We start from the raw sequence: 14,193 nt of genomic DNA on the forward strand, positions 1-14,193 counted from the left end.
GGCCGCGCCCGTGAATCCCAAGGAGTTTCAGAAGCAGCTCAAGGCCCTCCTCCTCAGCCCCGTCGACGGGATGGACTGGGAGGACAAGCTCACCCGGGCGCGGGGGTACCTGCGCCAGCTCGCGACACGCGCGAACCCGCAGGAGGAGTCGGCGGAGCTGTTCCCGGCGGTGGAGATCCTCGCGTTCGAGCCCGGCAAGCGGCCGGTGGACGAGGCGATCTACCCGGGGCACGGGTGCAGCGAGAGGGCAGGGCTCCTGAGCACGGCGCCGGACGCGCTGCTCGCAGGCGAGGACGAGGTGTGGATCCTGTTCCGGCTGCGGGACATCTACGCCTACCTCCCGCCGTTCCAGCGGTCGTTCGCGGTGACGATGTCGGCGTGGTTCCTCCCGCCGCCCGGGGTCGCGGGGGAGCCGGTGCCGGTGCCGGGGCTGATGGACGTGCCGCTCGCGCCGAAGGTGGTGGCGAGCGATGCGTTCCCGGTGCCGGCGCTGGCGGACGCGCAGTGGTCGGCGTTCAACACGGCGCCGTTCGTGGCGACGATCCGGCCGCGGCAGCAGCTCCTGCCCGCGACGCTGCCGGCGGAGCTGGAAGCGCGCACGCCCGATGGGGGCGATCCGTTCACGTTCGCGCACCGGTTCCACCAGGCGCTGCGGGTGGAGGTGGCATTCGTCGGGGAAGGGGAGCGGCTGGCGTCGGCAGAGACCGAGCTGGAGGTCTTCGACACGGGGCGGTTCGGGTCGCTCTACGCGCGGCTGCTCGACGATCTGGTGCGGGCCGACCTCTCGGCGCAGCAGGAGCGGCTGCGGCTCACGGATTTGCACGTCGGCTACCACCCGTGGTTCCCGGTGCTGACCATCGGGGTGGACAAGGCGAACCTGTACCTGCGCGCGATCCACCAGGACCTGGCGATGCAGCGGCGGAACCTGCCCGATCCGCGGTGGCTCTTGCGGGTGGGGCTGTACCTGGAGCTGCTGACCTGCCTCGGGATCATCGAGGCGGTGAAGGACGAGTACCCGGATCTGCTGACGCCGGTGGAGCGGGAGCTGCTGGAGAAGAGCCCGGCCTACGCGCCCATCCGGGAGAAGCTGCAGGTGGAGGCGTGGCAGAAGGTGTGGGAGCTGCGGGAGATCGCATCGCCGCGCGGGGGGGCCTTCTCGTCGATGCCGGTGATCGTGTCGAACCTGCGGCGGAAGCAGCGGGCGACGCTGGCGTTCCTGCACGCGCACCACGAGGACCTGAAGGCGGCGCTGGAGCTGTCGGGGCCGAACCTGGGCGACGGGCAGGAGACGTGGCACCGGGTGTTCCGCGACGCGGAGCGGGCGGTGCTGCGCAACAGCGAGCGGGCCTTCCCGGAGCTCGGCTATCTGGACGCGCGGCTGCGGGAGTTCGCGCTGTGGCACCAGCGGGGAGACATGCGGCTGCTCGGGCTGACGGTGCTGCCCGAGGCGCTGACGTCGCTGTTCGGGGACCAGGACGGGCTCTATCCGTCGGCGTGCCGGCAGTACCGGCGCTCGATGAACGACGTGGCGCGGTGGGCGGCGCAGCAGGGGTTGATGGAGTACACGGGCGAGGAGTGCATCCCGCGGAACGCGAGCCTGCTCGAGGCGCAGATGGAGCAGAACGGGCGGCTCCTGGAGGCGCTCCAGCGGCGCGACGGCTACGGGCAGGAGCTGGAGGTGGCAGCGCCGCGGGCAGGGACGGCGCCGGGGAGGCCCGAGGAGGTGCTGGAGGTGCTGCGGCGGTGCGCGGTGTTCAAGCCGCTCATGGACCGGGAGCTGCGGCGGCTCGCGCAGCGGGCGCGGCGGGCGGTGTACGGGCCGCTCGATCGGGTGGTGGTGCAGGGGCACACGGACGCGTCGATGTTCGTGGTGGCGTCGGGCTCGGTGGAGGTGGTGGTGAGGCTCGCCGACGGGCGCGACACGCCGCTGGCGACGCTGGAGGAGGGGGCGATCTTCGGGGAGATCGCGCTGCTCACCGGGGAGGAGCGGTCGGCGACGGTGCGGGCCGTGGACGAGGTGGTGCTCTACGAGATCACGAAGGAGGCGCTGCAGCCGATCATCGAGGCGCGGCCGCAGCTCGTGGTGGAGCTGGCGCGGCTCATGGCGACGCGGCAAGCAGGGCTGCGCGAGGCGGCCGGGCGCGCGCACGAGGAGGAGCACACCCGCAGCATGGCGGCGCGCATCCGGCGGTTCTTCCTGGGTTGAGGGCGCGCGCGGGGTAGCGACCAGCGGGAGCGTAGGGGCCGATAGGCCCCTGATCCAGGGTACGCAGTACTAATGGCCGCGGAGGAGCCAGGCGACGGCGTCGGCCTCGACCTGGAAGAAGGAGTACTCGGGGAGCTTCATGTCCATGGACAGGCGGCCGATCTGCATCTTGGAGAGGGCGCTGCTCACGAGGTTCGCGGCCCTGCGCATGCGGTGCTGGCGCGCGAACTCCATGGTCTTCTCGACGCAGGCGTTGACCTCGGGCTTCTGCGCCGAGAACTCGGAGATGTCGGCGAGCACGTACCAGGGCAGGGTGGGGTCGGCGCCGGGGGCGAGGGTGCTCGCGGGGCTCCGCGACGCGGCTTCCTGGGCGACGAGCGTGGCTTTCTGGAGGAACTCGTCGACGTAGGCCTTGCCCTCGGCGAGGTCCCAGAAGCCCCAGACCTTGAGGCGGACGATGCAGTTCGTGAGGTCGGCGGTGATACGGAACCTGCGCTGGGACATGCCGGGAGGTACGGAGCTGGATGCGGGTCTTCGGCCGAGGGCGCCGGTCGGGGTGTGGGAGGGCCGCGAGACAGGGGCGGGGGTCGCGGGACGCGCGAGCGGAGCAGGGGTCTCGGGGCGCGCGATGCCGTTGGGAGCTTCGGAGTGGGCGAGGGTCGGGAGGTTCTGGCGCGCCTGGCGGTGGCGCTCCTGGGGGAGCGTGCGGAGGCGGGCCGCGGAGATCTCCTCGCTGTAGTGCACCGGCTCGGGGTTCGGGTCGGTGGCGGCCGTCGCGAAGCTGGACGGGACGCTGTCGCGGGGGCGACCCGGCAGGACGATGCCGAGGGCCGCGCCAAGCTCGGCGATCGCCTGGGAGGCGCGCTGGAAGCGGGACTCGACGCGGCCGCTCGTGGCCTTGAGGAACCAGGCGTCGAAGGCCTCGGGGAGGGCGCGGCCGCGGCGGCGGAGCGCGCGGGCCACGGGGCGTTCGAGGGGGCCGCCGAGGACCGCGATGGCGAGCAGGTACGAGGAGCCCGCGGCCTCGGCCTCCTCGCGCCAGTAGGTCTCGCCGACGAGGAGGGCATAGCTGACCTGGGCGAGGGCGTAGACGTCGGCTTGCGGTCCGACGGTCTTCTCGGCGCGGATCTGCTCGGGCGCCATGTAGGCCGGGGTGCCGACCATGCTCTGGGTGAGCGTGGTGCCGTCGTCGAGGACCTTGGCGATGCCGAAGTCGAGGACCTTCAGGCAGGGGGAGCCGTCGTCGCGCTCGGTGAGGAAGAGGTTCTCAGGCTTGAGGTCGCGGTGGATGATGCCGGCGGCGTGCGCTTTGTCGAGGGCGAGCGCGGCCTGGTGGAGGTGGAGGACGGCCTCGGACGGGGGGAGCGCGCCGCGGCGCCGCACGAGGGCGCCGAGGTCCTCGCCCTGGAGCAGCTCCATGACCAGGAACGGCGTCGCGGTCGCTTCGTCCATGCCGGCGTCGTAGACGCGGACGATGTGGTCGCTCTCGAGAGAGCCGGTGATGCGCGTCTCGCGCTCGAAGCGGGTGCGCAGCTCCGGGCTGCTCATCAGGCTGGGGAGCATGATCTTGAGCGCGCGCCTGCCGGAGGTGACCTCGTCGAGGACCTCGTAGACTGCGCCCATGCCGCCAGCCTTCAAGCACCGCCGGATGCGGTAACGCCGGTTGAACAGGCCTTCGAGTTGGGGAACTGCTGCTTCGGCGCCCAAGGGCGGTACGCTCCGTGATGAGAAAACTACCAGCGGCCTTCGCGAGGGACAAGCGCGGGACTGGCGAGGGACCAGCGAGGGACCAGCGAGGGACTGACGTGGCGCGCCGCAGCGCTGCGCGGCCGATCTCAGGGAGAGGAAGCCCCGGTGGCGGTGTTCACGTCCGGAGCACGTCGAGGAGCGCCTGCCAGAGCGCGCCGACATCCTGGAAGCGCGCGTCGCGCGAGGTGGCCAGGGCGCGCTCGACCCAGGCGTTCACGCCCTCGGGCAGGTCGGGGCGGTGCGTCCGCAAGCTCGGCCGTGGACCGTGCATGCAGGCGATGACCAGGTCGATGCGGGTGTCGGCCTGGAAGGGCGGCCTGCCGGCGAGAGCGCGGAAGATCACGGCGCCGAGGGAGTAGACGTCGAGCCGGTGGTCGAGCTCGTGGGGCTTGCCCATCCACACCTCGGGCGCGATGTACGCGGGCGAGCCGGCGATGGCGCCCTTGGTGGTGAGGGGGTCGGCGGCGAGGTCCTTGGCGAGGCCGAAGTCGAGGAGCCTGACCGGGCCGCGCCCAAGATTTTCGTGTGGCTCGTCGAGCACGAAGATGTTCGCGGGCTTGAGGTCGCGGTGGATGATGCCGCGGGCGTGGGCCGCTGCGAGGGTGGTGACGATGGGCGCGAAGAGCGCGAGGAGGCGGTCGACGGGGAGCCTCTCGCCGCGCGCTTCGAGGGCGGTGAGCGTGGCCTCCAGGTCGTGGCCGTGGAGCAGCTCGAGGGCGAGGTAGAGGGTGCCCTTCGGGGTGCTGCCGAAGGCGAGGACCTCGGCGGCGCTGGTGCCGGAGAGGGCACTCATGGAGCGGGCCTCGCGGGTGAGGCGGGCCTTGAGGGCGTCGTTCGCGGCAAGCTCGGGGTGGAGGCACTTGAGGGCGACCTCGGCGTCGCCCCCGCGGAGGTCGCGGGCACGGAAGACGGTGCCGTGGGCCCCGGCGCCGATCTCGTCGAGCAGCTCGTAACGGTCGTCCACCACGTCGCCGATGTCGAAGATCTCCATGCGGCGCTCAGGCGTAGTGGGGGTGCGCGTGGCGGGTGTGCGCGCGCCGGGCAGCTCCGGTCGGCGAGGGGAGGGTGGGAGAGGCGCTCGGCGTGCAGGCCATGGGCGAGCGTAGGGCGCGCGTGGGTCCCGCTGCAACGATCCGCCTAGGAGGGCGTGGGGGCGTACGGGAGGTCGTGCGGGGCGTGCGCGGCGTGTGCGTGCAGCCAGGCCTGCACGAGGTCAGTGAACGCGGCAGGCTGCTCGAGGTGCGCGGCGTGGCCCGCATCGGGGATGAGGGCGAGGTGGGCGTGGGGGCCGATGGCGGTGGCCATGCGGGCGCCGAGGGTGGCGAACTTCTCGTCGCGGGCTCCAGCGACGACGAGGACGGGCATGGTCAGGGTGTGGAGGCGGGGCCAGAGGGGCTCCTGGCGTCCGGTGCCGAGCGTGCGCAGGGCAGCGGCGAGGCCGGAGGCGGTGCTCTCGGCGCGGGCGGCGCGGTCCTGGGCGTCGGGGCGGAGGTCGCGGAAGAGGGGCTGCGCGAGCCACTCGTCGAGGAAGGCGGGGACGCCGATGCGTTCGAGGTGGTCGGCGAGGCGGTCGTCGGCGGCGGCGCGGTCGTCGCGCGCGGCAGGGTCGTCGATGCCCGGGGTGGCGCCGACGAGGATGAGCGCGCGCACGAGGGTGGGGCAGGCAAGGGCGAGGTGGAGGCAGACGCGGCCGCCGAGGGAGTAGCCGAGATAGATGGCCTGGCCCGCGGTGGCGCCGAGACGACGGGCGGCATCAGGGAGGTCGCGCGCCGGGGCAGGAGAGCGGCCATGGCCAGGGAGGTCGACGCAGAGGAGCTGGTGGTCGCGCTGAAAGACGGCGGGGAGCGCGCCCCAGCAGCGGCGGGTCTGGGTGAAGCCGTGCACGAGGACGAGCCGGGGGCCGGCGCCGCAGGTGTCGGCGTGGAGGTGAGGAAGGAGGTCGGCGGGAGGGTCGGCGGGAGGGTCGGCAGGAGCGTCGGCAGGAGCGTCGGCGGGAGGGACGCGGTCGAGGTCGCGGGAGGTCATGGGGTGGTCGGCGGTGGGGCGGTGGAGGCAGTGGGAGCGGTGGTGGTGGTGGCGGCGGTGAGCGCCGTCGGAGCCTGCCTCTGCGCCGAGGGTGCGGTAGGATCCTGCCATGGACCTGGATCGCATGCTCGCGCAGTGCAGGCGCGATCAGTGGAACGTGAGCGATCTCGACTGGAGCGGGAAGCCACGGCCGATGTCCCGCGAGGAAGAAGAGCAGGTGGTGCAGCTCTTCACGGACATGGCAGGCATCGAGCGGCTGGCCTCCGCGCTCTTCCGGGAGCAGGAGCGGCGGGTCGAGGAGCCGCGGCTGAAGGAGATCTTCAGGACCTTCATCCGCGACGAGATCCGGCACGCGCAGGCGGCGCAGATGCTGGCGGACTACTACGACGTGCACCACTATCGGCACTACCAGGAGAGCAAGAGCCTCCGCGAGTTCGCGCCGGTGTTCGTAGCGGCCATCCACCACCTCTCGGACGATGTGGCGAACGCGTACGTGGTGACGGGTGAGCTGCTGCTGGACATCGCGCTGCTCCGGTCGATCGACGACCACGTGGGCGACGCGATGAGCGGGGCGGCGATGCGGCTCATCAACCGGGACGAGTCGCGGCACATCGCGATCGACTACCACATGTGCGCGTACTACGCGTCCGACGAGTACGAGGAGAAGCTGCAGAAGCAGACGGCGCCGAGCCTCTCGGAGCGGGCGCAGGCGGCGCGCACGTTCTCGCAGATGCTGTACTACGCGCAGCCGTTCATCCGGGATGTGTTCCTGAAGCCGATGGAGAAACTCGACCCGCGGGGGAGGCGGCTGCGGGAGGCGTTCAAGCGGTCGCAGCTCCTCGGGATGAAGGAGAGGTCGAGCCGGCGGCCGTTCACGCGCTTCACGCGCGCGCTGCAGGTGGGGTTCGAGCACCCGGTGCTGAAGCCGGTGCTGGGGAACGTGTTCGTGCGGCTGTCGGGGGTGGGGCCGGACTTCCTGGCGCGGCTCTACTCGGAGGAGGAGCTCGCGCGGGCGCGGCGGATGTCGTACGAGGCGCTCGCTGACGAGGCGCTGGGCGCGAAGACGGAGAACTGAGGGGTCAGCGCTTGCCAGGGAGCTTGATCTTGCCCCAAGGGGTGTTGACCTCGTGCTGCTTCCCGGGAGCGGTCTGTCCCTGAGGGGTCGGGGCAGGGGCCTTGGTGGGAGGCTGCGCGGGAGGGGGCGCGGGCGATGCCGAGGAGGATGGCTCCGCGGTGGCCGCGGACAGGTTGCTGTTGGAGAGGGCGGCGGGGGAGTCAGGGACGGCAGCCTGAGGATCGGCGGTGGAAAGAGGCGTCGCGGCTGCGGGCGCTGCGCTGGTTGAAGGCTGCTGCTCGCTCGCAGGTGGGCTCGCTTCGTCGTGGTCGCCGAGGGCGTAGTAGAGGCCGCCGATGACGAGCAGGGTGAGGAGGGCGCCGGCGATGCTGAGGATCACGGCGACGTTGAGGGAGCGTCGCTGGACGGTGGCCTCCGTGTAGGTGGCCGTGGCGGTGACCGTGGAGGCGACGCCGGAAGGGGCGTGGTTCACGGAGGGAGGGGGCCCGGAGGCGAGGGGGGTCGAGGGCTTGGGCGCCGCGGGCGAGGAGGTGGGGAGGGAGTCGCGGGGAGGTGCGCTGAGGCTGATCTCGCTGCCAGCATCCTGGATGAGGGTGGGCGCGAAGGAGGCCTGCACGGCGGCGCCGCCACCTGCCACGACGGAGCTGGGGACCGCGGTGGGGAGGGATGGGAGAGGGGCGCGCTGGGGAGCCGAGGGCTGAGGGGCCGAGGGCTGAGGGGCCGAGGGCTGAGGGGCGGAAGGCGTGGGCGCGAGCGGGGCTGAGGCGCTGGCGCCGGGGAGGTGGCCCTCGGAGAGCTGGGCCATGGCGTACGCGGGAAGCTCGCCACGCCTGGCGGCGCGGACGTCCTGCTGCATGGTGCGGGCGTCCGGGTAGCGGCGCTCTTTCTCGAAGGCGAGGGCGCGGTCGACGATGAGGCAGAGCCCGGGTGGGGCGCTGGACGCGACGGTGCCGAGGCGCGGGGCGGGCTGGGTGGCCATCTTGACGAGCAGCTCGCTCTCGGTGCGCGACTCGTGGAGCCTGCGCCTGGCGACGATGCGGAACATGGTGGCGCCGACGGCGAAGAGGTCGGCGCGCTGATCCACGCCGGTGCCCTTCACCTGCTCGGGCGCCATGTACGAGACGGTGCCGAGGGTCGCGCCAGCGCGGGTCCGCAGCTCGGTGCGCACGCCGTCGCGCAGGTGGGCGATGCCGAAGTCGAGGACCTTGATGCGGCCGTCGCGGAGGACGAAGAGGTTGTCGGGCTTGATGTCGCGGTGGATGATCCCCTGGGCGTGCGCGGCGGCGAGGACGTCGAGCAAGTCGTCGGTGATGCGGAGCAGCTCCGGGGGGTCGATGGTGCCAAGGCGCTGGGCGCGGTCCCAGAGCGGTTCGCCGTCGAGCAGCTCCATGACGAGGAAGGGCGAGCCGTCCTCGGCGTGGTCGATGTCGCGGATCTCGACGACGCCGGGGTGCTGGAACTTGTTGACGGCGTGCGCTTCGCGCTCGAAGCGAGCGCGGAGGTCCTTGTTGCGGGCGATGTCGGGGTGGAGGATCTTGATGGCCTCCTGCCGGCCGATGCTGTGGGTGGCGGCGTAGACGGCCGCCATGCCGCCGACGCCGATGAGGCGGTCGAGGCGCCACTTGCCGCGCAGGACGGTGCCGATGCGCTTCTCGAATTCCTCTCTGTCTTCGCTCATCGCACCGTCCGGATCTCGCCGTGCGTCGGGGGGGGAGTCAACGGTCGAGGCGCCGACGGCGCACCTGGGGGTCGATCACTCGGGCAGGGGGCGCAGGCTCGCGCGGACCCAGGGTTCGGTCATCTCGCGGAAGTTGCCCTCGGTGCGCATGCCGGCGAGCACGGAGGCGAGGCCCCACTGGAGCCGGTTCACGAAGGTGAAGTCCTGCGGCATGCGGGGGACGTAGGGCACGGAGGGCAGCTTCGAGCCGTCCTTGAGGACCATCTCCTTGATGCCGCGCGAGAGGAAGGTGACGGCCTCGCGCGCGCGCTCCTTGCTGCATACCCAGGTGTCGCGGGTGGTGAGGGGGAGGAGCAGCTCCAGGGTGTAGTTGCGGTAGAGTTCCCAGGTCTCGTCGTTGGGGTCGTAGCCGAGCTCCTCCACGATGGCGCGGTCGAACTCGATCCAGTCCTCGTCGAGCGCGGCGCGCATGTAGCGCTTCATGCCGGCGATGAGTTCGGGCGGGGTGACCTTGACGCAGCCGTAATCGAGCACGGTGACGCGGCCGTCGGCGTGGAAGCGGTAGTTGCCCGGGTGGGGGTCGGCATAGAGGATGCCGTAGCGAAGGAGGGTGCCGAGGGTGAAGCGCCAGAGGGCCATGCCCGCGCGGTTCCGCGCTTCCTGGGAAGAGGTCTCGCAGAACTCGGTGTAGCCCATGCCGCTCATGAACTCGGTGGTGAGCACGCGGCGGGTGGTGAGGCCGTGGTGGACGCGAGGGACGAGGATGTCGGGATCGTCGGCGTGGAGGCGCCGGAAAAGGTCGGTCATCTCCGCCTCGCGGGCGTAGTCCAGCTCGGCAAGGAAGACCTTGCGGAACTCGTCGAGGGTCTGGCCCACGTGCAGCTTGCGGGAGATGGGGGCGACCATGGCCTCGAGCACACCGACGCTCTTGAGGTCGTTCTCGATGGCCTTGTCCATGCCAGGGTACTGGACCTTGACCGCGACCTTGGCGCCCTCGCGGGTCTCGGCGTGGTGGACCTGGCCGATGCTGGCGGCGGCGAAGGGCTCGCGTTCCCAGACGGCGAAGACCTCGGCGGGAGGGGCGCCGAACTCCTGGAGGACCATCTGCTCGGCAGCCTCGGGGGAGAGGGGAGGAGCCTTGTCGAGGAGGCGCTTCAGCGCCGCCTGGAACTTGTCCTCGTAGCCAGGCGGGGCGAGGCCGTCGATGTAGCTCGCCATCTGGCCGAACTTGAGGGGGAGGCCCTTCATCTCGCCGAGGGTCTTCAGCATGGCCTCCGCGGTCTTCTTGACCTCGGCAGTCATCTTCTTGCGCGCTTCGGCCTGGTCCTCCTCGGTGCGCTGCTGGCCGAGGGCACGCTTGGCACCCTCCACCGCGAAGGGGATCGCGCGGGGAGCGAGGCTGGCAAGTCGGGCGAGGCGCCCGAGCTTGGAGGTGGGCGGCTTGTCCTTGGGCTTCTGGTCGGCCATGCGGGGTTGGTGAGATGCCTTTGGGTTCGTTCAGCGCCGAGGGGGGGCGTTCCGGATCTTCGCCAGCGGCCACATGGAGACGACGTTGCGGATGCGCTGACCTTGCTCCGGCGAGATGTCTCCGTCGACGTATACCCGGGCGCGGCGGTCCTCAACCACCGCGCGAACGGCGCCTCGATCAACGGGCTCAGCGCGGAGCACGTCCACGATGTCGTCGAGGAGGCGCTGGGGGAGGCGGCCCCGGAGCAGCCGGACGTGCCGCCCCTGCACGCGCACGTAGAACAGTTCGTTGGCACGGGCGATCCCGATCGCCAGGACGAGCGCGGCGAGCAGCAGGAGGGCGAGGGGAACGGCGAGGGGCACCGGCTGGCGCTCATGGTGGAGCGCCAGGGGCGTCGGGTCAACCTGGGCCCGGTCGAGGCGACCTTCGTGGACCCCTGCCTCTGGCAGACAGTCGCGGTCGGACCTACTTTAGTGCGAAGGACATGACCCTCGCCCACACCGTACCGCTCGCCGTGCAGGCACCCGTGGTCCCCTCGGCCAGGGCATCCATCGATCCCAGCCTGGATCTGGAGGACGAGATCCAGCGGCTGAAGCGGGCGCGGAACGCGGTGATCCTGGCCCATTACTACCAGGATGGGGAGATCCAGGATCTGGCCGACTTCATTGGCGACTCGCTGCAGCTCGCGCAGGAGGCGAAGAAGACGACGGCAGACGTGATCCTGTTCGCCGGGGTCCACTTCATGGCGGAGACCGCAAAGATCCTCAATCCGGAGCGGATCGTGGTGGTCCCGGACATGAAGGCCGGGTGCTCGCTGGCCGACGGTTGCCCGGTGGACCGCTACCGCGCGTGGCGGCAGAAGTACCCGGATGCGGTGGGGATCACGTACATCAACTGCTCGGCCGAGGTGAAGGCCGAGAGCGATTACATCTGCACCTCGTCGAACGCGGAGAAGATCGTGCGGGCGATCCCCGAGGACAAGGAGATCCTCTTTGCGCCCGACAAGAACCTCGGCCGCTACCTGGTCGAGAAGACAGGGCGGCCGATGCGCCTCTGGCAGGGGAGCTGCATCGTCCACGAGACCTTCAGCATGAAGAAGATCGTGGGGCTGATGGAGCGTCACCCGGACGCGAAGCTCATCGCTCACCCGGAGTGCGAGGAGTCGCTGCTGCGCCTCGCGCAGTTCATCGGGTCGACGACGGCGCTGCTGAAGTTCACGATCTCGGACCCGAGCGCGAAGTACATTGTCGCGACGGAGTCGGGGGTGGTGCACCAGATGCGGAAGGCGTCGCCACACAAGGAGTTCATCGAGGCACCCCCCGAGGGGAACTGCGCCTGCAACGAGTGCCCGTTCATGCGGCTGAACACGATGGAGAAGGTGTACCTGGCCCTCCGGGACCTGGAGCCGCGGCTGGAGATGTCCGAGGAGCTGCGCACCCGGGCCCGCATCCCCATCGAGCGGATGCTGGCACTCTCGTGAGTCACATGCCGAGAGCCTCCCGGATCGACTCCTCGAGCTCGAGGCGATCGAAGAGGCGCTCGACATAGTCGAGACGATCCGTCTCCACGACCAGGCGCGGCGAGAGGTCGTACCGGGCAAACCACTCCTCGTAGAGCGCCTCCAGGGAGGCCAGGTAGGCGCGCGGGATCTTGCGTTCGAACGCCCTGCCGCGCTGGCGGATGCGCTTGACGAGCGTCTTGAGGGGGCAGCGGAGGTAGATCATCAGGTCCGGGGGGCGGATCTCCTCGCGCAGGGCCTGGTAGAGCGCCTGGTAGGTCGCCCAGTCGCGGTCATCCATGTAGCCGGCGCGGTGGAGATGGGCGGCGAACACCTCGGCGTCTTCGTAGAGGGTGCGGTCCTGCACGATGGGGCGCGCGTCCTCCGCGGCCCTGCGATCGATGGTCCGGTGGATCTCGAACCGCTGGACGAGGAAGAAGAGCTGCGACTGCATCGCCCAGCGGTGCATGTCGGCGTAGAAGTCGACGAGGTACGGGTTCTCGGCGTGCGGCTCGAAGAAGGGGATCATCCCGAAGCGCTGGCGCAGCCACTCGACGAGGCTCGATTTGCCAGCGCCCATCGTCCCGGCCACGGCGATGATGCGGGGGTTGCTCGGGGAGGCGCTCACAGCACGATCGCCAGGCCGAGTGTGTGCACCACGGAGAAGTCGATCTGGGGCAGCGGTCCCACGTTCTGCCTCGCTCCTGCGCGGATGGTCTGGGCGTCCTCGGTCGCAGTCCCACCCTGCCCGAGCGCGATGCCGAACGTGAGCTCGCTCTCGATGGTGAACCAGCCCTTGATGATGTCGACCGATGTCCCGAGACTCACCGGTACCTCGGCGAACGACATGGCGCGCTGGCGCACGACATAGGTGAGGTCTTGCCCCTCGCGGATGGTCATCTTGCCGAAGCCGAAGCGTCCGTAGCCGATGCCCACGCCGATCCAGCTCCGGGCGCGGTCGCCGAGGGGCAGGGTGGGGGCGAGCCGCGCGCCGAAGGCGAGTGTGTCCACTCTGGGGAGGGTGCCGGGGTCGTCGCCGGTGACCTCGCCCGGGGTCCCCAGAGCTCCGAGGGGAATCCGCACGTCGTGCACGGCACCGACGAAGTAGATGTTGAAGCGGAGCCAGTCGAAGAAGTTCCAGCGCGCGTGGACACCAACGCCAAGTGCGGGCGCGTAGCGGATGCCGGAAGGATCCGACGAAGGCCGCAAAGCCATGGCGACGCCGCCGCCGAACTCGATGTGACGTTGCCACGGCACTCGGGGAGAGGTGGTCTGCGGGAAGGCCGGCGGCCGGGGCGGTGGCTCCGTCTCCGGCGATTTCTTTTCTTCCTTCGTCTTCGAGGAGTTCTCTTCCGCTCCGGTCTGCTCCTCCTTGTCCTGGCTGTCCGCTGCCGTCTTGGAGGAGTCTCCGGCACTTTCCTGGGCAGAGGCGCTCGCAGCACCGGCCGTACAGGTCAGCAAGGCACAGGTCAGGATGGAGGGACGCCAGGGTGAGTGCTGGCGAACGCGGCGGATCCGCATGGCGCCCACCTTCTATCAGGGTTCGGACCCCGCGGCCCCTCCCCGCACGCCCGACTGGCGACCAAACCTCTACTCGGGCAAACTGGTCGCCATGCGAGTCGTGCACTTCCTCACTGGGCTTATTCTCCTCGGCGTGGTCGGCTGTTCTTCGGAAACGCCTCCGCCGGCTCCTGCAGCCACGAAAGCTCCGGAGGCGGCTCAACCCGCGGTTCAGCAGAAAGCTGACAACGCGGCCCCGAAGGCGCTCGACAAGAAGCAGTTCGGCGCTCCCATCACGGAGACGAAGAGCACGGCACTCGCCGACGTGTTGAAGGAGCCTGCCAAGTACGATGGCCAGACGATCCGCACCGAGGGGGTGGTCACCGCGGTGTGCAAGTCGATGGGCTGCTGGATGGAGATCGGGGACGCGAGCGGGACCGCCCACATCAAGATGGCGGGCCACTCCTTCTTCGTGCCCAAGGAGGCCTCGGGTCACAAGGCGGTGGTGCAGGGAAAGATGGTCGGCGCGGCCGACGAGGCGGGATCCTGCGGGGCCAAGGACGGCTGCCGCGACGAGCATGAGAAAGAGAGCGGCCGCCTCGCGAAGGTGGAGTTCGAGGCGACCGGCGTCGAGTTCGTCGACTGAGCCGACCTTTCAGGGCGGGATTCCCTGGGGATTCACGGCTCCGTCACCTTTCTGAAAAAAACTCCTTGCGAGATGAACCGGCGCGGCATAGATACCGCGCCCTGCTCGGGACGGCGCTGACGCGAAAGCGGCGGTGGCGTCCCAGAACAGGTACCCTTTCGAGGGTATTCCCCTTCCGCCGCGGACGGGTGTTGACAGGAAGCGGAGAGCTGGTAGAGATGCCCTCCCGCTGACGTCACCCGAAAGGGACGGTGAGCGGAACAGAGTCTCGATCGTGGGTCACTTCAGATGCGAAACCGCATCCAGTGACGATAGCGACACGTGTCAACTTCGGTTGAGACGTTCGCA

The 14,193-nt window shown here is 70.3% G+C and carries 12 protein-coding genes; 4 read left to right on the forward strand and 8 right to left on the reverse strand.

What is annotated here, in order from left to right; translation table 11 throughout:
• Positions 1–10: 10 nt before the first annotated feature.
• Positions 11–2,206, forward strand: coding sequence for a cyclic nucleotide-binding domain-containing protein (locus tag CAP_RS10610; protein WP_044239283.1), 2,196 nt, complete (start codon positions 11–13; stop codon positions 2,204–2,206).
• 69 nt (positions 2,207–2,275) lie between these two features.
• Here CAP_RS10610 and CAP_RS44235 read toward each other — a convergent pair whose 3' ends face one another.
• The 3 genes from CAP_RS44235 to CAP_RS10625 form a co-directional block, all read right to left on the reverse strand.
• Complete coding sequence (locus CAP_RS44235) at positions 2,276–3,913, reverse strand: serine/threonine-protein kinase (protein ID WP_197041112.1); 1,638 nt, start codon at positions 3,911–3,913, stop codon at positions 2,276–2,278.
• A 157-nt stretch (positions 3,914–4,070) separates the two neighbouring features.
• Positions 4,071–4,946, reverse strand: a complete 876-nt coding sequence (locus tag CAP_RS10620) for a serine/threonine-protein kinase (protein WP_044239286.1) — start codon at positions 4,944–4,946, stop codon at positions 4,071–4,073.
• A 146-nt stretch (positions 4,947–5,092) separates the two neighbouring features.
• Positions 5,093–6,091 (reverse strand): alpha/beta fold hydrolase, encoded by a 999-nt coding sequence (locus CAP_RS10625; RefSeq protein WP_052374748.1) that lies wholly within the window; start codon positions 6,089–6,091, stop codon positions 5,093–5,095.
• Between CAP_RS10625 and CAP_RS10630 the strand changes: the two genes are divergently transcribed.
• Positions 6,090–7,055, forward strand: coding sequence for a ferritin-like domain-containing protein (locus CAP_RS10630; RefSeq protein WP_044239288.1), 966 nt, complete (start codon positions 6,090–6,092; stop codon positions 7,053–7,055). The genes CAP_RS10625 and CAP_RS10630 overlap by 2 nt on opposite strands.
• Before the next feature lie 4 nt (positions 7,056–7,059).
• On the opposite strand, the gene CAP_RS44240 is transcribed toward CAP_RS10630, so the two are convergent.
• The 3 genes from CAP_RS44240 to CAP_RS10645 all read right to left on the reverse strand — a co-directional run bounded on the left by CAP_RS44240 (position 7,060) and on the right by CAP_RS10645 (position 10,563).
• Positions 7,060–8,733, reverse strand: coding sequence for a serine/threonine protein kinase (locus CAP_RS44240; RefSeq protein WP_052374750.1), 1,674 nt, complete (start codon positions 8,731–8,733; stop codon positions 7,060–7,062).
• A gap of 75 nt (positions 8,734–8,808) precedes the next feature.
• Entirely contained in the window at positions 8,809–10,200 is a 1,392-nt protein-coding gene (locus CAP_RS10640; RefSeq protein WP_044239292.1) for an ABC1 kinase family protein, read from the reverse strand.
• A gap of 30 nt (positions 10,201–10,230) precedes the next feature.
• Complete coding sequence (locus CAP_RS10645) at positions 10,231–10,563, reverse strand: DUF3634 family protein (RefSeq protein WP_156040676.1); 333 nt, start codon at positions 10,561–10,563, stop codon at positions 10,231–10,233.
• 122 nt (positions 10,564–10,685) lie between these two features.
• Between CAP_RS10645 and nadA the strand changes: the two genes are divergently transcribed.
• The gene (nadA, locus tag CAP_RS10650) at positions 10,686–11,681 is read left to right on the forward strand and encodes a quinolinate synthase NadA (protein ID WP_044239298.1); all 996 of its coding nucleotides are present in this window, start codon (positions 10,686–10,688) and stop codon (positions 11,679–11,681) included.
• A gap of 1 nt (position 11,682) precedes the next feature.
• On the opposite strand, the gene CAP_RS10655 is transcribed toward nadA, so the two are convergent.
• On the reverse strand, positions 11,683–12,327 hold the full coding sequence (locus tag CAP_RS10655) for a deoxynucleoside kinase (RefSeq protein ID WP_231511293.1): 645 nt from the start codon (positions 12,325–12,327) through the stop codon (positions 11,683–11,685).
• Positions 12,324–13,220: a hypothetical protein gene (locus tag CAP_RS10660; protein WP_052374752.1), complete on the reverse strand. Its 897-nt coding sequence runs from the start codon at positions 13,218–13,220 to the stop codon at positions 12,324–12,326. Before CAP_RS10660 ends, CAP_RS10655 begins: the two co-directional genes overlap by 4 nt.
• A 91-nt stretch (positions 13,221–13,311) precedes the next feature.
• On the opposite strand from CAP_RS10660, the gene CAP_RS10665 reads away from it, so the two are divergent.
• Positions 13,312–13,845, forward strand: coding sequence for a DUF4920 domain-containing protein (locus CAP_RS10665; protein ID WP_197041113.1), 534 nt, complete (start codon positions 13,312–13,314; stop codon positions 13,843–13,845).
• The last annotated feature ends 348 nt before the right edge of the window (positions 13,846–14,193 follow it).

The organism is Chondromyces apiculatus DSM 436, from assembly GCF_000601485.1.
Taxonomy (GTDB): Bacteria; Myxococcota_A; Polyangia; order Polyangiales; family Polyangiaceae; genus Chondromyces; species Chondromyces apiculatus.

What these genes read in the sequence shown, in the direction of transcription:
- nadA (WP_044239298.1), top strand. Translation starts at nt 10,686, where the DNA reads ATGACCCTCGCCCACACCGTACCGCTCGCCGTGCAGGCACCCGTGGTC.
- CAP_RS10665 (WP_197041113.1), top strand. Translation starts at nt 13,312, where the DNA reads ATGCGAGTCGTGCACTTCCTCACTGGGCTTATTCTCCTCGGCGTGGTC.
- CAP_RS10630 (WP_044239288.1), top strand. Translation starts at nt 6,090, where the DNA reads ATGGACCTGGATCGCATGCTCGCGCAGTGCAGGCGCGATCAGTGGAAC.
- CAP_RS10660 (WP_052374752.1), bottom strand. Translation starts at nt 13,220, where the DNA reads ATGCGGATCCGCCGCGTTCGCCAGCACTCACCCTGGCGTCCCTCCATC.
- CAP_RS10640 (WP_044239292.1), bottom strand. Translation starts at nt 10,200, where the DNA reads ATGGCCGACCAGAAGCCCAAGGACAAGCCGCCCACCTCCAAGCTCGGG.
- CAP_RS44240 (WP_052374750.1), bottom strand. Translation starts at nt 8,733, where the DNA reads ATGAGCGAAGACAGAGAGGAATTCGAGAAGCGCATCGGCACCGTCCTG.
- CAP_RS10625 (WP_052374748.1), bottom strand. Translation starts at nt 6,091, where the DNA reads ATGGCAGGATCCTACCGCACCCTCGGCGCAGAGGCAGGCTCCGACGGC.
- CAP_RS10620 (WP_044239286.1), bottom strand. Translation starts at nt 4,946, where the DNA reads ATGGAGATCTTCGACATCGGCGACGTGGTGGACGACCGTTACGAGCTG.